15 protein-coding genes are annotated in these 23,168 nt (G+C 46.4%); 5 read left to right on the forward strand and 10 right to left on the reverse strand.

The features are described 5' to 3' along the window. Positions 1-76: 76 nt before the first annotated feature. From FCL48_RS08485 to FCL48_RS08500, 4 genes are all read right to left on the reverse strand, one after another. Positions 77-784 carry a DUF554 domain-containing protein gene (locus FCL48_RS08485; RefSeq protein WP_136871835.1) on the reverse strand — a complete coding sequence of 236 codons (708 nt, stop codon included), beginning with the start codon at positions 782-784 and terminating at the stop codon, positions 77-79. A 204-nt stretch (positions 785-988) separates the two neighbouring features. Further along, a complete protein-coding gene (locus FCL48_RS08490; RefSeq protein ID WP_136871836.1) occupies positions 989-2,350 on the reverse strand; it encodes a sigma-54 dependent transcriptional regulator in 1,362 nt (453 codons plus the stop codon). Further along, positions 2,328-4,232: a cache domain-containing protein gene (locus FCL48_RS08495; RefSeq protein ID WP_136871837.1), complete on the reverse strand. Its 1,905-nt coding sequence runs from the start codon at positions 4,230-4,232 to the stop codon at positions 2,328-2,330. Before FCL48_RS08495 ends, FCL48_RS08490 begins: the two co-directional genes overlap by 23 nt. Continuing rightward, the gene (locus FCL48_RS08500; protein WP_136871838.1) at positions 4,233-5,138 is read right to left on the reverse strand and encodes a hypothetical protein; all 906 of its coding nucleotides are present in this window, start codon (positions 5,136-5,138) and stop codon (positions 4,233-4,235) included. 524 nt (positions 5,139-5,662) lie between these two features. On the opposite strand from FCL48_RS08500, the gene FCL48_RS08505 reads away from it, so the two are divergent. Together FCL48_RS08505 and FCL48_RS08510 are read left to right on the forward strand one after the other, a co-directional pair. Further along, positions 5,663-6,637 (forward strand): TAXI family TRAP transporter solute-binding subunit, encoded by a 975-nt coding sequence (locus FCL48_RS08505; RefSeq protein WP_136871922.1) that lies wholly within the window; start codon positions 5,663-5,665, stop codon positions 6,635-6,637. 332 nt (positions 6,638-6,969) lie between these two features. After that, the gene (locus tag FCL48_RS08510) at positions 6,970-7,953 is read left to right on the forward strand and encodes a DUF3616 domain-containing protein (protein WP_136871839.1); all 984 of its coding nucleotides are present in this window, start codon (positions 6,970-6,972) and stop codon (positions 7,951-7,953) included. Between the two features lie 73 nt (positions 7,954-8,026). Here the strand turns inward: FCL48_RS08510 and FCL48_RS08515 are convergent, their stop codons facing one another. The 6 genes from FCL48_RS08515 to FCL48_RS08540 form a co-directional block, all read right to left on the reverse strand. After that, a complete protein-coding gene (locus FCL48_RS08515) occupies positions 8,027-9,718 on the reverse strand; it encodes an L-lactate permease (protein ID WP_136871840.1) in 1,692 nt (563 codons plus the stop codon). A 440-nt stretch (positions 9,719-10,158) separates the two neighbouring features. Continuing rightward, positions 10,159-11,580: a transferase gene (locus FCL48_RS08520; RefSeq protein WP_136871841.1), complete on the reverse strand. Its 1,422-nt coding sequence runs from the start codon at positions 11,578-11,580 to the stop codon at positions 10,159-10,161. Between the two features lie 86 nt (positions 11,581-11,666). Further along, the gene (locus tag FCL48_RS08525; protein ID WP_169309140.1) at positions 11,667-12,224 is read right to left on the reverse strand and encodes a CBS domain-containing protein; all 558 of its coding nucleotides are present in this window, start codon (positions 12,222-12,224) and stop codon (positions 11,667-11,669) included. Positions 12,225-12,506: 282 nt separating this feature from the next. Further along, complete coding sequence (locus tag FCL48_RS08530; RefSeq protein WP_136871843.1) at positions 12,507-12,893, reverse strand: DUF423 domain-containing protein; 387 nt, start codon at positions 12,891-12,893, stop codon at positions 12,507-12,509. A gap of 167 nt (positions 12,894-13,060) precedes the next feature. After that, the gene (locus FCL48_RS08535; RefSeq protein WP_136871844.1) at positions 13,061-13,315 is read right to left on the reverse strand and encodes a hypothetical protein; all 255 of its coding nucleotides are present in this window, start codon (positions 13,313-13,315) and stop codon (positions 13,061-13,063) included. Between the two features lie 46 nt (positions 13,316-13,361). Beyond that, positions 13,362-16,511: an NAD-glutamate dehydrogenase domain-containing protein gene (locus FCL48_RS08540; RefSeq protein WP_136871845.1), complete on the reverse strand. Its 3,150-nt coding sequence runs from the start codon at positions 16,509-16,511 to the stop codon at positions 13,362-13,364. 1,101 nt (positions 16,512-17,612) lie between these two features. Here FCL48_RS08540 and FCL48_RS08550 point away from each other — a divergent pair. From FCL48_RS08550 to FCL48_RS08560, 3 genes are all read left to right on the forward strand, one after another. Then, positions 17,613-19,466 (forward strand): long-chain fatty acid--CoA ligase, encoded by a 1,854-nt coding sequence (locus tag FCL48_RS08550; protein WP_136871847.1) that lies wholly within the window; start codon positions 17,613-17,615, stop codon positions 19,464-19,466. Position 19,467: 1 nt separating this feature from the next. Then, a complete protein-coding gene (locus FCL48_RS08555; protein ID WP_136871848.1) occupies positions 19,468-21,855 on the forward strand; it encodes a 3-hydroxyacyl-CoA dehydrogenase/enoyl-CoA hydratase family protein in 2,388 nt (795 codons plus the stop codon). A gap of 123 nt (positions 21,856-21,978) precedes the next feature. After that, the gene (locus tag FCL48_RS08560; protein WP_136871849.1) at positions 21,979-23,151 is read left to right on the forward strand and encodes a thiolase family protein; all 1,173 of its coding nucleotides are present in this window, start codon (positions 21,979-21,981) and stop codon (positions 23,149-23,151) included. The last annotated feature ends 17 nt before the right edge of the window (positions 23,152-23,168 follow it).

Raw genomic sequence — 23,168 nt, forward strand, 5'->3', positions numbered from 1 at the left:
ACAGCCTCATCTGATCTCAGCGGCCATTTTGGGACTTGTGAATCTGAGAATTAACATCCTTACTTTTAGGAGTATTTTATCCGAATAGAGCGCTGTAATAACGAGACAGGGCAAAGTAGAGCAGCGGCAGGAAAATCCCTGGAATCAGGTTTCCCACCCGAATCGATGTTATCTTGAGCATGTTAAAGCCGATGGCCATGATGAGTAAGCCACCAACGGATGTCATCTGCTCTATTGTCTCAGGAACAAGAAGATCCTTCATGGAAGTGGCTGTCAGGGTGATCAGGCCCTGGTACAGAAAGACAGCAAGTCCCGAAAACATAACACCCAGCCCCATGGCAGAGGCGAAAATGATGGAAGTCACACCATCCAGAACTGATTTTGCAAAAAGGGTCTGATGGTTTCCGGTCAGGCCGCTTTCAAGTGAGCCGATAATTGCCATGGAACCGACACAGAAAACGAGGCTGGCGGTTACAAAACCGCGGGCAAAGGATCTGTTGTCCTTTGATTTTGATGTGACCTTACTCTCGAGAAAGGCACCTAATGCTTCCAGCTTTTTCTCAATTCTTAGCGCCTCACCTATAATTGCCCCGATAATCACAGAAAAAATGACGATCATCAGGCTATCCGATGTAAGGGCGCTCTTAATGCCAATGAGAAGGACGGATAACCCTACTGCACTGAGAATAATTTCTTCATAATTTTTCGCGATACCTTTACTGAAAAACAGCCCCAGCAGACTGCCTGCAACTATCGCAAGAGCATTGACAATTGTTCCGAGCATATTCGTTCCAGTGGAAAAACCTTTAGGATAGGGGTGGTCGATCCACGCCTGTTGATTCTGACCTTCACCGAAGGTGATGTTATACCACGGCGGAAATATTATGAAACATCTCTTTTGGCCTTTCTCTTTTTTTCTGCAGGTGGGGCAATCATAGTAAGCACGGTAGCACTCACATAAGATTTTTTATGGTAATGAGCTGTTGTGTCACATCTTGTCGAGTCTGTAGCGTAAAGTAGCCCTTGAGAGACCGAGGAGGCGCGCCGCCTGGGAAACATTGTTGTTAGCCGCCTCCATGGCATATTGGATATACGATCTTTCCAGTTCTTCAAGACCGACTCTGTGGTCGCGCATGAGGAGTTCAACGACCTGGTTAAGATTCAGTTCTCCCAGTGGTTTACCCTGAGATTCATGGAGTATGACATGCTGGGCGGTAATTTTATCGCCTTTGGAGAGAATCATGGCCCTTTCCAGTACGTTGCGCAATTCTCTGATGTTACCCTTCCATGGATGGTTGTAGAGCATCTCCATCGCTTTTTCTGTGAGGGTAGGGGGACGTCTGCCGAAGTTGTTGCTGAACTCACCAATGAAATATTGTGACAGAAGGGGAATGTCACCCCGTCTTTCTCGCAGGGGCGGGATTCGAATAGGGAAGACGCTGATACGGTAGTATAGATCCTCTCTGAAACTTTTTTCCTGGACCATTTTTTCAAGGTCTTGGTTGGTGGCAGCAATAATCCGGACATCCGCCTGGATGGTTTTATTGCCTCCGAGACGTTCAAAACTTTTGGATTCGAGAACGCGGAGAAACTTTGCCTGTACATCGAGCTCCATATCCCCGATTTCATCAAGGAAAAGAGTTCCTCCCGAGGCTATTTCAAATTTTCCTTTTTTGAGCTGGTGTGCTCCGGTAAAGGCACCTTTCTCATGGCCAAAAAGTTCGGCTTCGAGAAGGGCCGAAGGAATAGCTGCACAGTTGACCGGTAGAAAAGGGTTTTTGGACCTTGGACTGTTGAGGTGGGTGGCCCTTGAGAGCAGTTCTTTGCCGGTTCCACTTTCACCTGTGATAAGTACCGTTGTGTCCTGGTGGGAGACATCACCTGCAAGGCGAAGAATCTCACAAATTTCACTGGAATCTCCGACAATATTATTAAAGGTGTATTTTCCTTCAATTTCCCTTCTCAGATATTTCACCTCAGATGTTAACTTACTGATCTGTTGAGCTCTTTTGACACTGGAACGCAGTTTGTCTTCCGTAAAAGGTTTGGTCACATAGTCAAAGGCGCCTTCATGGATTGCTTCGACTGCGCTGTCAATGGAACCAAAGGCGGTGATGACAATGACGGGTATCTCAGGCTTGGCATTTTTGATGTGCTTGAGCACCTCCATACCACTTATTTTTGGGAGTTTGAGGTCTGAAATCACCATGTTAATGCTTTCAGTACTGAAGACATTGATCGCTTCATCCCCATCACTGGCCTCAAAAATATTGAGTTCCATGTCGGAGAGCAGCATTTTGATCACTTCCCTCATTCTAGTTTCATCTTCAACGATCAGTAGATTGGACATTACCAAAAGGCTCCTTGATTATGCATGGAAAATAGAGATAAAAAGTTGTTCCTTCATCGAGGGTACTTTCCACCTGGAGATGGCCCCGGTGGAGTTTCGTCAGTTGTGAAACAATGGAGAGACCAAGACCGATACCGTCGTCGCGGAAGGAAACAAAAGGATCCATAATTTTTTCAAGTTGTTCACAACTCATGCCATGGCCTTCATCTGTGATGGAAATTATCAGCCAGTCCCTTGCAACGGTAAATGGATTTCTGATGGAGATAAAACGCTTCCTGGCCCCGCCTATTTCCGGTTCCCTTTCCGCCCGGATTGTTATGGTGACCTTTCCACCATCTGGCATAGCCTTGAAGGCGTTGAGGAAAATATTGATAAAAATCTGTCTCAGCTGGGCTGGATCGGCTTCGATAAGCGGTAAATCGTCTGGATACTCACGGATAATCTGATACCCTTCTTCCAGATACCTCTCCTCTGTTGCCGATAGGGTCTCTTCAAGTACCCTGCCTATATCAACTTCACTGAAAAGTGGGGTCGCTGGTCTGGCAAAGGCCAGAAATGCCTGGAGGGTGGTGTCCAGACGGACAACTTCATCCATGATAAAGCTTGCCGCTTTTTCCCGCATCTCCCAGGGGCGCTTTCGATCAAGGACAACCTGGGTGGAACCGAGGATGATTCCCAGTGGATTTTTTATCTCATGGGCGATGCCTGCAGTCATCTTTCCAACAGCAGCAAGTTTTTGTTTCTCCTGCAGTTCCATATAGGTGTTTTTAACCTCAACCAGGCTTTTGCGTAAAGAAAGAGCCATTTTATTAAAGGCCCTTGCCAGATCTTTTGCCACATCCGGGTCACTGACCTGGACCCGGTACTCAAGATCTCCACTGGTGATACGTTCAATGCCCTGTTTCAGCTTGAGCAGGGGGCTTATAATGTTTTTACTGAGGAGGTAGCTGAAAATACTCGAGAAAAATATAGCTGCTATGACAAGGCTTAAGGTCGTCAGTTGTATTACCCTGATTTTCTTGAGATAACTTGAAGTAGAGACCGTCACTCCGATAGTCCAGTCATTTTCAGGATATTTTGTGTAAGAGGTAAAATACTGACCATCGTCAAAGTCTGTTTCCCCAAAGATTTTCTTTTCACTGTCGAGCTGTTGTCGAATAGTTCTCAGCAGGTCAAGTTTTTCATTGCTATGGGGCAAAGCGGTAATCCATGGATGGGCGATGATGTGGCCGGTTTTATTTTCAAAAATATAGGCCATACTTTCCCTGCCTATATCCAATTCCTGAAGAAACCGGGAAAAGGCGATAAGGTCCACGTCAATACCACAGACGCCCCGAAGTCTCTGGCGGTGGTCGAGGACAGGAATAGAAACGGTAATACCGGGTTTCTGGTTGGAGGCAAACAGGTATACATCGGTCCAATGGGTGCTCTGGCTCTTCGCAGCTCCCTTGTACCAGGGGCGGGTTCGTGGATCGAAGATTTTGTGCACCTCCGGCGTCTGGGGAGGGACCATGGTGAAAGAGCCGTTACTGTCTCCGTAGTAGATGTTGACAAATTCCTGGTGATCTTTTTTGAACAGGGTTAGATATTGTAATATTTCCGTGGTGTTATCTGTGTTGATGAGCTTGCTTTCAAATAATGAGGCCAGTAGGGTGACGCTTGTGGTGTGCTGGGCCAGAAAAGAGGTAACGTGTTTGGCAATCTGCAGCCCGGTGCCGACCGTATATTGCTCCATCTGGTCTTCGGCCACATGAAGGGCCTGGAGATAGCCGACATATCCTGTGATAGGAATAAAAATTACACTGATCATCACCAGGGCAAGAAAAATTCGAAGCTGAAAAGACTGACGAAATTTCCTCAGATATTTCTTCATCTTTTTCATTTATTCATTTGCCTCCGGCCCTGCAGACTCGGTTGTTTGAGACAAAGAACTGGACTGTTCTTCTGATTCCTGAGTTGTTTTTGCAGCAAGCACTTGCCTTTCCAGGGTACCTTTCTGGGTCTCGGTGAGATCACCTTTTGTGAGGAGTAGTGTTTTTGCAAGGGAGAGAACGTTACTCTTGGGGGAGCGTGCCTGTAAATTGTTATAATAATGGAGTGCCGGCTCTGCTGAAGGCGAATTACGAATAAGCTCAAGAAGGGCTAGTTCTCCCCAGGTAAAGCCAGTTTCCCTCAGATACGGCTGGTGGCTGCGGGTTTTTTCGTCAAGGTTCAGGCTTGTCCAGGGGGCCGGGGCAAGGATGGATATTTTCTCATCTGTATATCGTTGAATGAGTTCGATATAGCTTTGTCTTCCTTCTGAAATGTGGTGAAGGAGGTCAGTTAAAATCCATCCATGGTACCAGAGGGCTTTTGCTGAGATGGCAGGTATGTCCTGGTATAGAGAGGCAATCTCCCGGTATTGCTGCAGCGCCTGAATACATTCTTCTTTTCGGGCTAACCGGTAGTCATCTCCAAGGTGCAGGTAAGCGATTTCAAGAGCAGCGAAGCCTTTTTGCTCTCTTGCCTGTGGATAAAAGAGTGCTACTGCTTTAAATGCGGCAAGTTTCTGAGGCCCCTCTTCAATTGATGCCCTTGCAAAGGCCAGTTGCTCGTTGGCTGTTTTAAGTTTTGGGATGTTGAAATTATCAATTTGTTCATAGAAGATGGCATCTCTTTGCTGTGATTCGTTCTGAGGGGCTTGCTGACAGGAACAGGAAATGACGATGAGCAGGAATCCATGAAAAAGGCGCAGCAGTGCCCGCGATTGAGAGAGAGCGACGATTTTATTATGGGTTACGGTAACCATCTTGTTCGGTAATTAACGAAGTTTCGGTGAGAAACGATTTCTCTAATCGTATAGCTTATCATGAATACTCCTGCAATCATTCAATTGTTATCTCTTGAGTGAAGATTTAAAAAAATATGGGTCCGCAATTCAGACCGACATTGCTGATATCATCAAAATATAGATAGATTCTTGAAAATATAATGAAATACGGCGACGTGGCAGGTTCCTGTGGTTATGATTTGACCATATGCTCACAAAAGGTTTTTGCAGGTGGCCAAGTGGCTCTTCTTTTTTGGCATACAACTGTTGGCCATTTGGTCATTAATTCGTTCTACTCTGTGAGAAGATGAGAGAAAGATTAGAAAAACTATATTTTTGCTTTGTAATGGCGGACAAATTGCAATAAAATCAGCAGATCGAATATATGACCCCTTCGTGAGGCTGGCTCTTTTTTTAGGGCGGGGAATTATACGGTGAAGAACCATGTCCATTGGGGACGTTCACTGCTAATCAGTATCAAGAGGAGAAATTGTATGAAGCTTATGAACAAACTCGCTGTAACCACTGTGTCCTGTTTTGCCCTGGCAATCACTGCATTGCCAATATCTTCACAGGCCGCTGATCAAACCTTCGTTACCATCGGAACTGGTGGCGTGACCGGCGTGTACTATCCGACTGGTGGAGCCATTTGCCGTCTGGTGAATAAAGGAAAGAAAGAACATGGTATCCGCTGTTCTGTGGAAAGTACCGGTGGTTCTGTGTACAACATTAATGCCATCTCCAGTGGTGAGCTTGATATGGGGGTTGCTCAATCTGATGTACAATTTCAAGCCTATAACGGTACTGGAAAATTTGAAAAAGACGGTCCTCAGACCCAACTCCGGTCTATTTTCGCAATCCATTCTGAACCATTCACGATTGTGGCCAGAACAGATTCTGGTATCAAAAACTTCGAAGACCTGAAAGGCAAGCGAGTAAATATCGGCGATCCAGGTTCAGGTCAACGCAACACCATGGAAGTTGTCATGGAGAAATATGGCTGGACCAAAGACGACTTCACTCTCGCTTCTGAACTGAAGGCGGCTGAGATGTCTGCGGCTCTTTGTGATAACAAAATTGATGCCTACGTTTATATGGTAGGTGTTCCCAACGGTTCAATCAAAGAAGCAACGACCACCTGTGATGCGATTATAGCCAATGTTGATGGACCGATCATTGATAAGCTGGTTGCAGAGTTCCCTTATTTTCGTAAAGCAGTGATTCCTGGTGGTATCTACCGTGGAACCGATGAGGATGCGCATTCCTTTGGTGTGGCAGCGACCTTTGTTAGCTCTACCAAGGTTTCTGATGATGTTATTTATCAGGTTGTTAAAGGTGTGTTTGAGAATTTTGAAGATTTCAAAAAACTTCACCCAGCATTCGCAGACCTGAAAAAAGAAGAGATGATCAAAGATGGTCTCTCTGCTCCTCTGCATAACGGTGCTATCAAGTATTACAAAGAAGCTGGCCTGATGTAAGTCCTCTTCTTTTTTCATGAGTATAATCGGGCCCCAGGCGAAAGCCTGGGGCCCATTTTTGTTTATTGTAAAAAATATTGTTGTCCTGGCATTTCACTTTCATTTCCACTCACCGATAGATAACGTCGACTTCTCATCCGCGTGGCCGGTCTCTCAGTTCTCTTTTGTAAAAATGCCTGGAAAAGGTAATAGTAGAAGTCTCTTCTCTTGGAATTATAAAGGTGAGAGGGATTTTTGTTCACCCTTTCAACAAAAAATAAGCCTGACAAGTTAATTGCCCTTGAACTAAAATAACAGGGAAAAAATGTCTGATTTTGAACGGGGAGGCTTCTATGGAAATAATGGTAACAATCTGCAAGGTACTTATATCTTGCACAGTGGTGGCTCTTATGGGGGCTCATCTGGCAAAAGAAACTATAGCCAAAGAAAATAAGGATGGGCTGGTGATTCGTACCTTTGATAATTTGTATGAGCCATCCGCCGTCGTCTCTTTGCCTGGGGGACATTTTCTGATATTTGAAGATGAAGGCGGGAAGAAAATGGCTTCATTTTCTCTCCAGATGGATGATTCAGGATTGTTATTGCAGAAAATCTTCTCAGGCGGAGCTGAACTCAGGGTCTCAGATATAGAAGGTGCCACAATGGGGGGTGGCGAGCAGTTTTTTGCTGTGACCTCACATTCGGCCAGAAAAGATGGTGAAAGAACAGGTGAAAGGGAGAACCTGCTGAGGTTGAGCCTGGGGGTGAACAACTCTGTCGAAATACATGGGCAAGCCAATTTACGGGCGCCACTGATCAAGGAACTGTTGAAGTTGGACCCATCACCTGCAGATAAAGAAGAGGGACTAAATATTGAGGGCCTGTCTTTTACAGCCGATAAGAAGACCTTGATGATTGGTTTGCGGGCACCACTTGTGGAGAATAAGGCGGTTATCCTCCTGCTTAAAAACCCCTATGATGTGGGGAAGAAAGGTTTTGTCCCTGATTTTTCAGGAGGGCAGCTACTGTTGGATCTTGGAGGCGGAGGAGTGAGGGCAATGGGTTTTGCTGCACAGCAGGGGCTCTACTTTTTTGTCAGTGAAATAGAGAATGAAAAAGGAAAGATGAGATCCAGATTGTGGTCCTGGAGTGGTGAAAGAAAAGATTATCCAATGCAAAGAGATCTGTATGGATTAAAACATCTTCGCAATATTGAAGGCTTGTCCTTTTTCACTTATGAAGAAAAGGAGATGGTACTGCTGGTCTGTGACGATGGAAACAAGAAAAAGAAGCAGGGAGCACACTATGTTGTAGTCCCAGTGGCGCAGTTGCGATGAATGTTAAAAAAAATACGACCTGAGACAGCAGATGATGGAGCAGTCTCAGGTCGTATCTCATGTCAGCTGGGAATTATTTTACCAGTGGATCAACAACTCCAAACGAGTAAATTGCCAGCATACCAAGAGTTCCTGTAAGGAGCACATAGTAGATTGTTGGCAGGATGGTCATACGAAGGGTCTTGCCTTCCTGACCGAGGAGTCCTACCGTGGCCGAGGCTGCAACCACATTGTGGATGGCAATCATGTTTCCTGCGGCAGCACCAATTGCCTGAAGGGCAACAAGGATAGCGCCGGATATTGAAAGAGCACCAGCCACTTCAAACTGGAATTGACTGAGCATCATGTTACTGACAGTGTTGGATCCGGCAATAAAGGCACCGAGAGCTCCGACTGTTGGTGCAAATATCGGGTAAATTGAACCAAAGGTTTCAGCAACAAAGCTGGCCATGGCAACAGGCATTGAGGCGAGGTCTGCACCATTGACTCCGGAGTTGATCAAAATACGTACCATTGGAATGGTAAACATCAGAACAAAGCCTGCACCAACAAGAGTCTTTCCGGCGTCTGCTGCAGCAGAGACAAGCTGAGCTGGCTTCATTTTGTGAAGGAAAAGAGTCAGGATACAAACAAACAGCAGGATACCACCTGGCAGATACAGAGGTTGTACGGAGCCGCTGACGCCAGCTTCTCCGAGGATGTCTTTCACACCAAAAGAAACGCTTGTCAGAAGGCCTTTGAATTGTGGAGAAACACGGCTTGCAACAAGAATTCCAGCAACCAGGATGTATGGGATCCAGGCCATGACCAGGGAAATTTTTCTTTCGTCTGCACTTGGTTTTTTAATCTCAATCATGCCAAGCCATCCCTTAGGCCACTCTTCACGGGGTTCGAAATCCCAGGAGTTTTTAGGGACAAGAAAACCAGCTTTTGCAGCGGGAACCACGATGGCAAGTCCGACGAGAGCACCTACAATTGAAGGAAATTCGGGGCCGAGAAATACTCCGGTCAGAGCGTAGGGAACGGTAAACGCAAGGCCTGTAAAGAGCGCAAAAGGAAACATGGCAAAGCCTTCGGACCAACTCTTGTTTTTGCCGAAGAATCTGGTGAGCATGACAACCATTAAAAATGGCATCAGGGTTCCGACAATGGCGTGTCCGATGGCAACTTCAGAGGTGATCAACTGAAGAAAGGCTGGCCAGCTTGATCCGACCGCCGTGAGCTGTGCACCAATTGCAGTGTGGTCAAGGCCGTTTGTAACTCCGATCAGAATTGGAGTTCCAACCGCACCAAAAGATACCGGGGTAGATTGAATCATCATGCCAATCATGACGGCTCCAAGGGCGGGAAAGCCGATGGCAACGAGGAGAGGAGCGGCAATAGCTGCCGGGGTTCCAAAGCCTGAAGCACCCTCGATAAAACAACCGAACAACCAGGCAATGATGAGCGCCTGTACCCTTCTGTCGGGGCTGATGTCTGTGAAGCCGGCACGAATGGTAGAAATGGCACCTGAATTCTGCAGGGTGTTGAGGAGCAAGATGGCTCCAAAGATAATCCAGAGAACTGCAACGGTCACGATCAGTCCCTGCAGGGAAGAGGCGAGCACGCGGGTGACAGTCATATCCCAGAAGGTAAGAGCGATTCCTGCTGCCGTGAGATAGACAACCGGCATTGCACGTCTCGCTGGCCAGTTAAGACCGACGAGTAAGATTGCAGCAACAAGTATCGGTGTTGCCGCCAGAAGAGCTTGAATGGACGTTGGCATATTTTCCTCTTTAAATGTGTTGTGGTGAATCGTCGTTCCTCTGATTTTCCCTGTACATCTCAGCCAGAACTGTACTCACCCATGATTGAAATAAAGGTGCTACCTGCGGACCAATTAAATTGTAAATAACAATAAATTGACATTGGTCTGGAGGGTATTATATGCGGCTATGCCTTGTCAAGCGGTTTTTTGGTATGCAAAAATACATAAAATCAAGGTTTAGCAGGAGCTCTGGCTTGCTGACCATCTAAGTTCCTGCGATTCTTTTTGAATTTTGAGGTAATTGGTAGTACCAATTTTTGATGGTGGTTTTTTTTATTGGGAAAATTAATTGTGCAGAAAAAGAGGACGACTGTCCGAAGTGGGATGGAGCCCATGTCCAATCGTATCTGTTGAAGACTTCAGATGAGGTTGAACATGGGCTGAGGAAAGAGATTATTCTATGGAAGGATTCTTATATTGGGGTACATTCCCATCGATTCTCCGAACTGAAAGGGTTGGATAGTGTTAAGAGAAAGTTTCTGGTTTCTCTGGGCATGGCCGTTGTTTTCCCCGTTGTCGTAGAAGGCGCCGTTGACTTCGAGAATGTGGTGGATTCTGTCTTTCATTGCTTTAACCAGTGCTGCCCCGCTACCTTCAAAATGCATTCGTCCTTTTGTCAGAGGACCTCTATGGGCGGCCAGTTGCTCAAGAGAAAGGCTGTTACTTTCAAGGTCTTTACTGTTTTTGATGAGGCCCCAGACAATATGATTGGCCGGGATGTTGAGAGGTTTATCGCAGTCGATAATGGTATGCGGCATGATAATGCTCTCTTCTCCCACATTAATTCTGGCCTGGGGCTTGCCGAGAACAAAACTGTTAAAGCCGGTGAAAACACCTTTTTGAAGGTCTGTTTCCAAAATCTTTGAGCCGTGGGCAGAAACGTTGTATCCATGTAAAGTGGAATTGACGATGAAACAGTTTTCCTGAGCATTCGCACCCTTGCCAAGGCTTGAATTCTCGATGTAAGCCCGTTGGGAAATAAGGACATTCTCGGCAATCTTAAAATTTGGCAGAATGACAGCATAACGATCAAGTGAAGAGGTTTTTGGAACGATGTCCATCTCTTCGAGATTAACAAAATCGAAAACCCGTTGGAATTTTTCTTCCCGATCGTCGATAAAGTCGATCAATTTACCGAGAGGAACTTTGTCTGAAGAAAGAGTGATGTACTCTTCCAGCTGGTCTTTTGGATATTTGTAGAGGAAGTTGAATTTGCCTGGGCTGTGCAACCAGATGGTGCCGGGGTCGATGTTGAGATGGGATATTTCAACGGCCTGGATATAGGAATATGAGCCGATGGCACAATCGCGCATGGTCGTGAGGTCAACGGTTGCGAAAGGACCAAGGAAACAGCCATCGGATGGTGCGCCGTGGATATTGGCATAATCCATGGAGAGTGTGTCTTTAATGAAAAAACGATCCGGTGTTTCCAGGTCATGGGAGTAGTTGTGTACCAAGGTTTTGATCAGGGCGCTGTCATGTATGTCGATGAGCTCATCTTTTCCAAGGGTAATGGAAAAGCCGTTGGATTGGAAAACATGTCCTTTACGTTTTAGCTCGTCCCCCCTGATGTCACTTTTGTACAAAATTGAATTGCTGACTTTACATTTACCGAGAAAATAGCTGCCGGCCAGAGCGGAATGTTCGAAATGAAGGTCGAGAGGATGGTCCATTGTGATGCCATAGAAGGCATAAAAATTTTTCATCTGATCAATGGCAATCAGATGCTGGGCATAGGGACTGATATCGAATTTTAACTCACGGAGATTGATGTTCACTCTTTGAACTATTCTTTGATAGAGTTTTATAAGTTCATTCATGGGAAACCCTTACGGTAATGGATGGAAGTACAATGGTGTCGTATCTGTACAGTTTTCGTTTTTGACTTGAAAAATCCCATAGCAGACTAAAGTTTCAGTGCTGTCAGTTCACCAAAAACTGCAGTGAAAACGTCGGCGACCCTTAGAATACCCGTGATCCTATCTCCGTTTGTCACAAGCAGTGACAGATGTTTGCCTGAGACAATTTTATGAATGGCCTGATCGATACTACCATTTTCGTCGATATATTCTCCCGGTGAATGGTCTTGCATAAACTCTTCAACTTTTTTATTCGCAGCAGCTGTAAGCGTTTCTGTGTTAATGATTTTACTTTTTTCTCTGTAGACTGTTCTGAGTTGAACGAGGTAATCCTCGCTGAATTTAAACTTTTTTATATCTTCAATATCATGAAGAAAATCAAAATCAGGCTCAATAGCTTTTAAAGCTCTGATCTGGGTGATTTTCCCAACCACATTACCGCTTTTGTCTAAAACGAGGACTGCGCGATGCTGGTACTTGCTTTCTGTGTACATTCCCTGGGCTACTTCCAGGGCCTGTATCGCCTCAATAAGAGGTGTTCCTATCTCTACTGTGGCGTATTCAGAGATGGGAACCATGAGATCTTTCGCAAGATGTTGGTGCATATTGCCTCCTGTCATTCAAAATTTTAAACTGGCAGAACTGCAGTATTATTACATTTAATCTGTAATTGTTATTGTATTGTTGACGGTTTGTCAAAGATTTCCTCGAATTCTGGTTTCCCGGAATTTCAGAAAAGAGGGAGAGAGGCTTGAGTTCTTCCCACTCAAAAGCGGATTGACGCAGGTAAGCCAAGGCTTGTTATCTGTTTCTGCAGCGCTGGGGAATGAGCACCTTGAGGTGAATTGGGTTCTTGTTTTAAGAAAAAGCAACCAAGCTGTAGGATGTTAACTGGCAGGAGAACATGCGAAAAAGCCAGAGACAATCACTAGGGTCCAGCCGAGCATAAGGAAAAATCCTCCCAGCGGGGTGATAAAACCAAAAGGCGCAATGGAGATACAGCTTTTGATCAATACCGAGCCCTGGAAAAGAAGGGTACCTGTGATGAATGCCCAGCCTGCTCTTTGAAATTTTGCATCAGGAAAGAGCTGGTAGAGTATGGCAACGGCGATGAGTGCCAGTCCGTGAAGCACGAGATAATCTGCGGCGAGGTTAAAGTTATCGAGTTTGCCCCGTTCAAAAAGAAATGCTTTGATTGCGTGAGAACTGAGAGATCTTGTAACGATACCAATCAGGGCAAAAACACCTCCTGAGGTGATAAGAAGACGAACCATGGAATTACCTTTTGTTGTTAATTTGTTAAAATTGGTAAAAACACATTGGGTGTCAGTAACAGCCGCAGTGAAATTAAATTCTTAAGCTATCTGTATAACAGCAAAACGGTACAGTAAAGATCGTATCTGACGGATGGGCAGGCTGGCCTGCCCATCAGTCAGACCTTTCAGAAGGGTGCACTCATCTGTGCTGCGTTGAGTGAGGAAAGTCCGGCGGGGGTAATGAGTGAGTAGTTTCCGTCCATGTCACTCTGGATGTGACCGTCCTGGTCCATTCGCAGCAGGAGTAATCTGGTCTCTTTGAGCCCGAGCTCCGCACTGTCTGCAATGGTCTTGATGTCCACAACCTGTGGCTGTGGATTTGTCAGGTTGGCACTAAGGATACTGAGTATTTTCAGTTTGTATTCTTTCATCATCTTCATTGTACACCTCGTCTGTATAAAGAATCTCTGTTGGTCGCTATATGCATTATTGGTTTGGAAGTACTGTCAGGAGCGTCTTTTCCATGTCTGCATCAAATCGCTTTAGAAAATCTTCCCAAGTCGTGCCAAATTTATAATATGCCATGGAGGCCATTTTTTTGCTGAGAATGGCATTGCGATAGGGAATGAGTTCCGGGGTACCAAGATGGTCGGCGATGTATTGAATGCCAAGTTTGTTGGTGAGGACGGGTGGTATGTAATCTTCTAAGATCCGTCTCTGGAGGTCTGTATTGTCCGTCAGCACCTCTATCTTCTCTTCCAACCTGGCCTGAAGGTCAAAGATCAGCTCACTTGTGCTCTCGGAGAGAACAAAGAGCGGGGTTTCCGGGTTGGCCTCATGGAGATGGAGGAGTAAACGGGTTTCCTGTTTTGCGTAGCGGCCAACCAGCATCATGATATCTTTAATGAGGCCCCACTGGGTATCGTGGTCCTCAAGGAGTTCGGTTTCATAGCTGTCACCAAAAAGAAAACCGGTGAGGACTTCTGCAATTGAACTGCTGAAAACCCCGCCTTTATTGGCGCTGCTGTCTTTGATCTGTTTGATGCTGCTGTGGCTGGCGATGTATCTCCTTGCACTGTCATCAAAGAAGACATTGGCTCCCTCAACGATGAATTTCAGTTCGCTGAAGTTGGCGACAAAGCCTTTGACATTGCCTCTGTTGATGGTGTCTTTGAACCCGCCGCAGGGAATGAAAGCTTCAATATTTGCCTGTTGCAGGTATTTCCTGTTTTCCGGGTCGGTGAGAAAGGTCCTGTGGAACAGAGCACAGTCTTCCACGATTCGACCATCGGGAAGGAGTACATTTTTTCCGGAAAGGGGAACCTGGAAACCATTCTCTCCAAGTTGAGCCGCAGGATAGCCCAGGCTGTTCTGACGAGGCTTGGCATTGCGCATAAAACTGATTTTGCGCAGCTCTTTCTTGTCCAGACCATCGGGATCAAAAAGAATGGATCCCCCGTCTATGATCAGGCAGATTTTCCCTTTATAACACTGGATTTCATTTGCACCAAGATCTCCATCCGGGCCACCTGTTATCATCAGGTTAAGAGATGTTTCATCTCTTTGATAATACTCTATAAGAGCTCTGAAAGATGACATGATAGAGGTGGTCGTCATGCCGCTGATTTCTATTTTTTCGCCGATGTTTCTGTAAATTTCTTCCATGTCCCGGGTGATCAAGGAAGGACCGGTTTCATTGAGCAGCTCAACCCCTTTATTGCCAAGATCATAAAGGCCAAAGGCCTGGCCAGAGTCGAGCAGACCATAGGTGTCGTGGGGGATGCCAAAGCTTTTCCCTGTGGTCAGGGTCCGCCAGTGTGAGTAGCCCCGTTCTTTTGCCCGCAGAGAGACACTATCCATCAGCTGGGCTGTACCTTCATCGGGACCAAAGAACACCATTTCTGGTTTTCCGTAATAGTCTACAATGCAATTTTCCGGCAGAAGCATGAGATCCATAATCCCTTCTGTGTAATCGTAAAGAGCTTCATTTGCGGATTTTGCGAAATATGGGTGGGGAATGACCACACCTTTCGAGCCGCTTTCACAGATATCTTTGTGTTTGATGCGCTGTGCTTTGGGACCGAGGGCGTAGTTTAACAGGACGGCGCCGTCAACTTCACTGTCGTAGTTGGATCTCGATATTCTGAGCAGCCGCAAACCTCCACGGGCAATATCAGCTGCCCGCATGTGGGTGCCGCAACCATAATGTCCATTGACGAAGAAGATGGCATACACAAATTGACTGAAAACCAGTGGATCCAGAATACGGTTGTCAAACCTGAAGGAAAAAGAGCGTTTTTCTTCACAGTAAAAGTTCGTCTTCCAGGTACAGGAAACCAGTTTGAACATAAAGCGAAAAATATCGTAGCCGATCTGGTAATCGATGAATCTGCTACGAATGATTTTGTCAAAATCCTGCCATCCCTGGTCTATCTGCTGGTCGGTGAGATGGTCTTTTCTTGCTGGGTTAAAGCGCTTTTCAAATAAAGAGTAGAGTTCCTTGATACAGTCAGGATTTCTGAGGACGGCCTGCTCTATTTTACCGGCTTCGTATGTCGATTTATTTGAGTCCTGGATACGCTTGGCAAAGGCGTCCTGATGGTCTTTTTCCACAAGATGGGTCAGGATATCGCGGTCGGTTGCATTTTCACTCTCCTTGAAAATAAAAAGGTGGGTGAAGTCGATGGCATTTACGGCAAAGAGCATTTCTTTAAAGCTCAGGACTCCGGCGAGGTACATGTCCATCACAGGGCCGACTGGGCAGGAGAGAAAATCCTTGAGATCGGTTACAAGGGCGCTTTCATCGCGTCTGGTCAACTCTCCACGAAGATAGAGGGAGCAGAGGGAGGTCGGATTTCCTGTTTGTCCGGCATAGGGTTCCCAATAGGCACGGACAAGGGTGTAACCACGGTCCAGAAGAATTTTCCGCAGAACAGGTAGCTGTGGTGACTCAAAATCTGATTTAAACATCAGTCTGGTCTCACCACTTTGGGGGAGATTGTACACCTGAACCAGAGGGGTCCGGGCCGCTTCGGTCTGCTGTAAAAACTTTTCGTATCGTCTTCTCGTTGGTTCGGGCGTGACGCTGTAGTCTCCTGCCAGGGCGAACAGAAAGGGAGATTGGGCAAAATCTTCCTGATTAAAATCTGCGACTGTCTCAGGCCGTATGATGTATGTGTAATAGCCATTTTCAGGGCTGTAGTAATATTCTCTTCTGTGTCCTGCGAGCAGTTCCTCAAGAACCGCCTCCATATTGTCGCGTGTCTCTTCGGTTGCAATACGAACGCGTTGTCCTTCAGAGCCGTAGCTGATGAGGTCAAAGTCGATATGGGCCACCCGGCTAAAGAGAGTTGCCCTTCCGTCTACTATCCGGATGTTGGAGGCAATCGACTGGAGGAGTTGGGAGAGGGACTGCTTTTGAATATGTACAAAAAAATATGGGGGTAATCCCAGATCCTGAAGAAGAATTCCCGCTGCAAGGTTAATGCAGTTTGCTGTGAGCAGCCCGTCTGCGGAAAGATCGATAACGGCTTCATAGAGAAGACTGACATCAAGGCCAACGGCGCTTGCTTTGCCGATAATATCCGCTCCATCAGCGGGGTGAGAGACAAGGTCATGTTGAGGCGCTGGGTTCATCGTTTATATCCTCGTATTTTGCCTTTTCAGGGGCTTTATAACTGGTGCCTGTAGAAAAGTTTTATGTAGAGCAAATTATGTAACTCAAGCTAGTACGTATTTGTAATGACACTCAAATATTTTTCCGGTAACTGAAAACTCAGCCGTATTGCAGCCGGCTAATAGAGTTGGAATACATTATAATACAAGCTAAACAGCATCTTTGACAGCATCATCTGCGACCGTGAACAGCTCAATGGCAAGATCCGGGCAGCGGATTTGACACAAACTGCAACAGATACACTCCTCCGGGCGGGTAACCCTGGCCCTGTCATCTGGGTCCAACAGGGGGACCCATTTGGGGAAGAAGCCTAAGCAGAGGCCAAATCTTTGGGCCATTCCAGGTTAACAGTGAGTTCTTTTAATTTTATCTTTGTCATGATATCCCAAAGAAAACCAAGTGAATTCGTATTGTTAAGGCGCGAACCTGAAGCGTATACCCCATGACATGGATATAGCAAAAATTGTACCCATTTCTCGCTCATATAAAGTGTAGGGGTGATAATTCATGTAAGCCCTTGAATATAATAAATATAACTGAATCTGTCGTTGTTGTTGTTACAAGCGGATGCATGTGAAGACTGTTTGTCCGAAAAACTGCGGGTTGATCATTTCATCAAAGTGTGAAAAACAATCGCCTGTAAACTGAAAATAAATGACGTAAATACAATACGAAATTATCGCTGTTGATCATTTCATCAATTCATTGCGGTCAGGGAATTCAGGTGAAAACCTGAGAAAGTACCCGCTCTTGCCTGAAGTTTACGTAAGAACAGTATGTCTGCAGCCCTGAGGGTACTGCCTGACAGAGCGCAGGGCTGGGTCAGTAATGTTTTTTTTATCTTCACAACTGTCTGTAATAAATATAGAATAAGAAAATTCTTGTTGTTTTTTCACCGGAGTCTGATGGGTGATGGTCCGATTAATCGAAGGTGGAAAAATGCAGGATTATTGGTTGACTTAAACGTTAAGGTGAGGTATACAGAAAAACATGAAATATTATTTAACGTAAACGTTACGGTTTGAGTGGAAGTGTGAACAGCATCTGGGGAGAGCGTTCGTATGAACATTATGTCGTATCAGTCAATCCCGGCAGTACTGAGAGAAAACGCACGGAAGTACAGCAAAAAAACCGCGATTAGTTACAAGAAAAAAGGGGGATTTCTCTCTCTGAACTACGAGGAGTTTTATGAACGGGTTTTGATGCTCGCGAGAGGCTTACAAAAAGCGGGGATGCAACCGGGAGACAAGGTTGCTATTTTTTCTGAAAATCGTCTGGGGTGGGCGATTTCTGATTTTGGAATTCAGTGTGCAGGCGGGATTACAGTCCCTATTTATGCCACAAATACTGGTAAACAGGCTGCTTATATTCTCAACCATTGCGGGGCGAAAATTGTCTTTTGCTCCACCAAGGGGCAGTACGAAAAACTGCTTTCAGTCAAAGAAGATATTCCAGGGGTAGAACTGGTGATTGCCTATGAGAGATTTATGGGTGCCCGTTCTTTTCCTGTGTATACCCAGTATCAGTTGTCAGAGGCAGGCACACCTCTTGAGGAGGAGGAGAAGAAGTGTATTGAGGAGCAGATAGACAAGATAACCCAGGATGATATCCTGACAATAATTTATACATCAGGCACAACAGGAGTGCCCAAGGGAGTGCTCCTCACTCAGGGAAATGTAATGGTCAATGCAGATGTTGGCTCGAACCAGCTGGGTGTACCCCAGGAAAATATGACCACTCTCAGTTTTCTGCCCTTAAGCCATGTGCTTGAACGTACAGGCGGCTACTATGCGACTCTGCTCAGTGGTAATCACATTGCCTTTGCCGAGAATGTTTCCGCGGTCATGGAAAATATGATGGAGATACGGCCGACTTCAATGGTAAGTGTTCCAAGACTCTTTGAAAAGATTTATTCCAGGGTGTATGAAAGCGTCCACCAGATGCCACAACTGCGAAGGAACCTTTTCCATAAGGCCATTGAAGTTGGTCGTGAGTATGTGAACAAAAAGTATGTAAAAAAACAACCGCTCGGTCTCCTGCGTCTGAGATATAAATTCTACGATCGATTGATTTTCAAAAAAATACGCTCACGCTTTGGCGGTAAACTGCAGTTTTTTCTCTGCGGTGGCGCTCCTCTCGATAAATCCATCTGCGAGTTTATGTGGATTATCGGCATACCGGTCTTCTGCGGATATGGTCTTACTGAAACAAGTCCTGCGGTTACCATGTGCAGTGCTGGAAATGTTCGTTTTGATTCTGTTGGCAAACTGCTCAGAGACTCCGAAGCCAGACTCGCAGACGATGGTGAACTTCTGGTGAAAGGCCCACAGTTGATGCGTGGCTATTATGATAATGAAGAGGCCACCCGTGAAGTGATGGAGGATGGCTGGTTTAAAACAGGTGATATCGCCCGCATTGATGAGGAAGGGTTTGTCTACATCGTCGACAGAAAAAAAGAACTCATCGTTACCGCAGGTGGTAAAAACATAGCGCCCCAGCCCATCGAAAATGAGTTGAAGCTCGATAAGTATATCTCCCAGGCCATGGTTTATGGAGACAGAAAACCGTATATCGTTGCGATACTCACCCCCAACCTTGAGCGTCTAATTGACTGGGCAAGGCAGGAGAACATTAGCTACATTGATATCGAAGAGCTTGTCAATAATAGAAAGGTCAAGGATCTTTTTGCCGGAAGAATTGATGAAATCAATTCACATTATCCACCCTATAAAACAATTAAATATTTCGCAGTGGTTCCAAGAGATTTCTCGATAGAAGGGGGCGAGCTCACGCCGACTCTGAAACTGAAGAGAAAGGTGATTTATGAGCAGTATAAGGAGATCATAGAAGAGTTGTATGAGGCAAATGGGAGCGGCATTATTGCCCAGCCTAAAAAAATAATATTGGAGAAATAATATGAGGCAGATTAATCGAGTAGCCGTGCTTGGTGCTGGAGTCATGGGAGCGACAATTGCAGCTCATCTGGCCAACGCCGGCCTGGAAGTACTTTTGCTGGATATCGTTCCAAAAGAGCTGAACAAATTCGAGGAGGCCAAGGGCCTGGCACTTACCGATCCAGCTGTCCGCAATCGCATTGCCAGAATGGGGCTTGAAGGGTTGTTAAAAATGAAACCTGCGCCCTTTTATCTGAGTGAGTATGCCTCCCAGATAGAGGTGGGCAATCTTGAAGATGATTTAGCCCGGTTGGGAACCTGTGACTGGGTCATAGAGGTCGTGGTTGAGTATATGCCAATCAAGCTCGATCTGCTGCAGAAACTAGTGCCGCATCTTGGAAAAGATACTATTTTGACAACGAACACCAGCGGTCTTTCTGTCAACGAGATGGCTGCGGTATTGCCTGTAGAAATACAGAAGAATTTTCTGGCAACGCACTTTTTTAACCCGCCTCGCTACATGCGTTTGATGGAAATTGTTCCCTGCAGTGCAACAGACCCTGAAATCGTTTGCGGCCTCAGTGATTTTATAGCCAGACGGCTTGGTAAAGGAATTGTCTTTGCCAAAGATACCACCAACTTTATCGCCAACCGAATCGGAACCTATGCAATCTATAAAGGGATTGAGCATATGGTCGCGATGGGAATGACGGTAGAAGAGGTGGACGCGGTGGCGGGTCCAGCAACTGCAAGGCCAAAGAGCGCTGCATTTAGAACGGCAGATCTGGTCGGTCTGGATACCCTGGCCCACGTGGGCACCAACTCCCATGACCTGCTTCCAGACGATGAGGAGCGGAAAGTGTTTAAACTGCCGGACTTCATGAAGAAGATGATTGACGCAGGGCAGCTTGGAAATAAGACCAAACAGGGCTTTTACAAAAAAGAAATGGTCGATGGGAAAAAACAGATATTTTTCTATGACTACAACAGCGGGGAGTATCAACCTCTTGCAAAGCCGAAATTCCCTTCCGTACTGAGCGTCAAGCAGGTAGACGATCCCGGGCAGAAACTAAAAATGGTCGTGGCGGGTAATGACAAAGGGGCGGAATTTGCCTGGAAGTCTATCCGTGACACCCTGATCTATACCATCAATAGAATACCGGAGATCGCCGACGATGTGGTGAATGTAGACAACGCCATGCGCTGGGGTTTTAACTGGGAGATTGGTCCCTTTGAGATGTTTGACGCCATAGGTGTTCCAGCCTTTGTTAAACGCGCTGAAAAAGATGGTGTGGCATTGCCTGAGGTGCTGAAAGGTCTCAACTCTTTTTATCGTTACAATGAAAGTGGAGAAAAAGAGTACTTTGATCTGGCTACAAAAGCGTATCTGCCGGTACCGGTTAAGGCAGGTCAGATCAAGCTGGAGATCCTGAAAAAGGCTGGAAAGGTTGTCGAGAAAAATGCCAATTGCTCCATCCTTGATCTTGGCGATGGCGTTTTCGGCTTTGAATTCCATTCGAAGATGAATGCCATAAGTGGCGACATCCTGTCCTGGACCCATAAGGCTATTGCCAGAGCGGAATCAGAGGGCGTCGGGCTTGTTATTGCCAATCAGGGGAAAAATTTTTCAGTGGGTGCCAACCTGATGATGATGGCAGTGGCCCTGGCTGAAGGTGCCTATGATGATATCAATATGGTACTCAGAGCCTTCCAGAAAGCCACCATGGCGGTGAAATACTCTAAAATTCCCGTGGTAGCGGCACCTTTTAACATGGCCCTGGGCGGTGGTGCCGAATATTGTCTGCATTCCGACGCGATCAATGCCTATTCGGAGACCTATATGGGTCTTGTAGAGATCGGTGTTGGTCTGTTGCCCGGAGGCGGTGGTACCAAAGAAATGTCCATGCGTGCCATCCAGCTCGCCCAGCAGTATAAATGCGACGTCCAACCATTCATCATTAAAAACTTTGAGCAGATTGCCATGGCCAAGGTCTCCATGGGAGCAGCTGAGCTGTTTGACATGGGCTACATGAGAAATGGTGATTCTGTCAGTATGGATCTCGATAATCTTATCGGTGATGCCAAGCAGAAGGTTTTAGGTCTTGCGGTGAACTATCGGCCAAAGCGCCCTGTTGAGAATCTTCCCGCACCTGGACGGGGGATTGCGGCAGCCATTAAGAGCCAGCTGTGGAATATGCAGATGGGTAACTTTATCAGTAAATACGAAGCAGAGATGGGAACAATCATCGCCCAGGTTATGTGTGGTGGGGATGTAAATCCCGGAACCCTGATCACAGAAGAATATCTGTTGCAGCTTGAGCGGGAAAATTTCCTTAAGCTGATCAGCAATAAGAAAACAGTAGAGCGAATTCAACACATGTTGAAAACCGGCAAGCCTCTTCGTAACTAACCCCGGATATAGGGAAAAACCGGGATAAGTGCCTCGGAAGAGCTGCATACCAAACATATGCAATGCAAAATCGGGGTACTCATCGGTATTGAAAGAAATACGTACCCATAAGGGAGATTTGATATGAAAAAAGCATACATACTGGCGAGCTACAGAACCCCAGGCTGCCGGGCGAATAAAGGTAAACTCAAAGATATGCGTCCCGATGATCTGGCTGCTGTTGCCATAAAAGGTTTGATAGAACGCACGGGAATAGATCCTAAGACGGTTGACGATGTCTATCTGGGCTGCGCCTTTCCCGAGGCGGAGCAGGGGATGAATGTCGGTCGGGTGGCTGCCATGAAAGCGGGGCTGCCCATCGAGGTTCCGGGGCAGACGATCAACCGTTTCTGTTCTTCCGGGCTGCAGACCATATCCAATGCTGCAGAACGGATCATGTGCGGTTTTGCTGACTGTATTATTGCAGGTGGCGTGGAGTCCATGACCTGTGTACCCCTTGGCGGGCTGAAGTACAGTGCTAATCCCGGAATGATGGTGGACTGGCCTGAGGCCTTTGCCTCCATGGGCGTCACCGCAGAACTGGTGGCAGAACAGTACGGTATTGACCGTCTGGCGATGGACACCTTTGCCGCGGCAAGTAATGCAAAGGCGTCCGCTGCAATTAAAAATGGTACTTTTTCAGACGAAATCATTCCCGTGGAGATTGAAAAGGATCTGCTGGTAAATGGTAAGATTCAAAAGACCAAAGAGATGGTCATGGTAGACGATGGTGTTCGGGAAGGTTCCACCGTCGAAAGTCTTGCCAAGGTTCGCTCAGCCTTTAAAATCGGAGGACCGGTAACAGCCGGTAACTCGTCACAGCTCACCGATGGGGCGGCTGTCGCCATGGTTGTCTCTGAAGAGTATTTAAAGAAGATAAAAAAAGATCCTTTTGCAAGGTTTATCGCGTTTACCGCCAAGGGTGTGCCACCTGAGGTCATGGGAATCGGGCCTATTGCGGCCATCCCAGAGGCGCTTCGGCTTGCAGGCCTGACCCTTGATCAGATCGATCTGATAGAACTCAATGAAGCTTTTGCCGCCCAGGCTCTCGCTGTCATCAAGACTCTTGGTCTAAACCCTGATATTATCAACGTCAACGGTGGAGCCATCGCACTTGGTCATCCCCTGGGATGCACCGGTGCAAAACTGACCACAACGCTTCTCCATGAGATGGGACGCAGGAAGGCCAAATACGGTCTGGTTTCCATGTGTATTGGTGGCGGTATGGGTGCTGCTGGCGTTTTTGAAAAATTCTAAATTCCCTGAGGTGATAA

Origin of the sequence: Desulforhopalus sp. IMCC35007, assembly GCF_005116575.1 — a bacterium.
GTDB lineage: Bacteria > Desulfobacterota > Desulfobulbia > Desulfobulbales > Desulfocapsaceae > Desulforhopalus_A.

Bases quoted from the DNA above. Each gene is read 5' to 3' on its own strand.
- FCL48_RS08515 (WP_136871840.1), bottom strand. From the start codon at position 9,718: ATGCCAACGTCCATTCAAGCTCTTCTGGCGGCAACACCGATACTTGTT.
- FCL48_RS08510 (WP_136871839.1), top strand. From the start codon at position 6,970: ATGGAAATAATGGTAACAATCTGCAAGGTACTTATATCTTGCACAGTG.
- FCL48_RS08530 (WP_136871843.1), bottom strand. From the start codon at position 12,893: ATGGTTCGTCTTCTTATCACCTCAGGAGGTGTTTTTGCCCTGATTGGT.
- FCL48_RS08535 (WP_136871844.1), bottom strand. From the start codon at position 13,315: ATGAAGATGATGAAAGAATACAAACTGAAAATACTCAGTATCCTTAGT.
- FCL48_RS08560 (WP_136871849.1), top strand. From the start codon at position 21,979: ATGAAAAAAGCATACATACTGGCGAGCTACAGAACCCCAGGCTGCCGG.
- FCL48_RS08485 (WP_136871835.1), bottom strand. From the start codon at position 784: ATGCTCGGAACAATTGTCAATGCTCTTGCGATAGTTGCAGGCAGTCTG.
- FCL48_RS08520 (WP_136871841.1), bottom strand. From the start codon at position 11,580: ATGAATGAACTTATAAAACTCTATCAAAGAATAGTTCAAAGAGTGAAC.
- FCL48_RS08500 (WP_136871838.1), bottom strand. From the start codon at position 5,138: ATGGTTACCGTAACCCATAATAAAATCGTCGCTCTCTCTCAATCGCGG.
- FCL48_RS08495 (WP_136871837.1), bottom strand. From the start codon at position 4,232: ATGAAAAAGATGAAGAAATATCTGAGGAAATTTCGTCAGTCTTTTCAG.
- FCL48_RS08525 (WP_169309140.1), bottom strand. From the start codon at position 12,224: ATGCACCAACATCTTGCGAAAGATCTCATGGTTCCCATCTCTGAATAC.
- FCL48_RS08550 (WP_136871847.1), top strand. From the start codon at position 17,613: ATGAACATTATGTCGTATCAGTCAATCCCGGCAGTACTGAGAGAAAAC.
- FCL48_RS08555 (WP_136871848.1), top strand. From the start codon at position 19,468: ATGAGGCAGATTAATCGAGTAGCCGTGCTTGGTGCTGGAGTCATGGGA.
- FCL48_RS08540 (WP_136871845.1), bottom strand. From the start codon at position 16,511: ATGAACCCAGCGCCTCAACATGACCTTGTCTCTCACCCCGCTGATGGA.
- FCL48_RS08490 (WP_136871836.1), bottom strand. From the start codon at position 2,350: ATGTCCAATCTACTGATCGTTGAAGATGAAACTAGAATGAGGGAAGTG.
- FCL48_RS08505 (WP_136871922.1), top strand. From the start codon at position 5,663: ATGAACAAACTCGCTGTAACCACTGTGTCCTGTTTTGCCCTGGCAATC.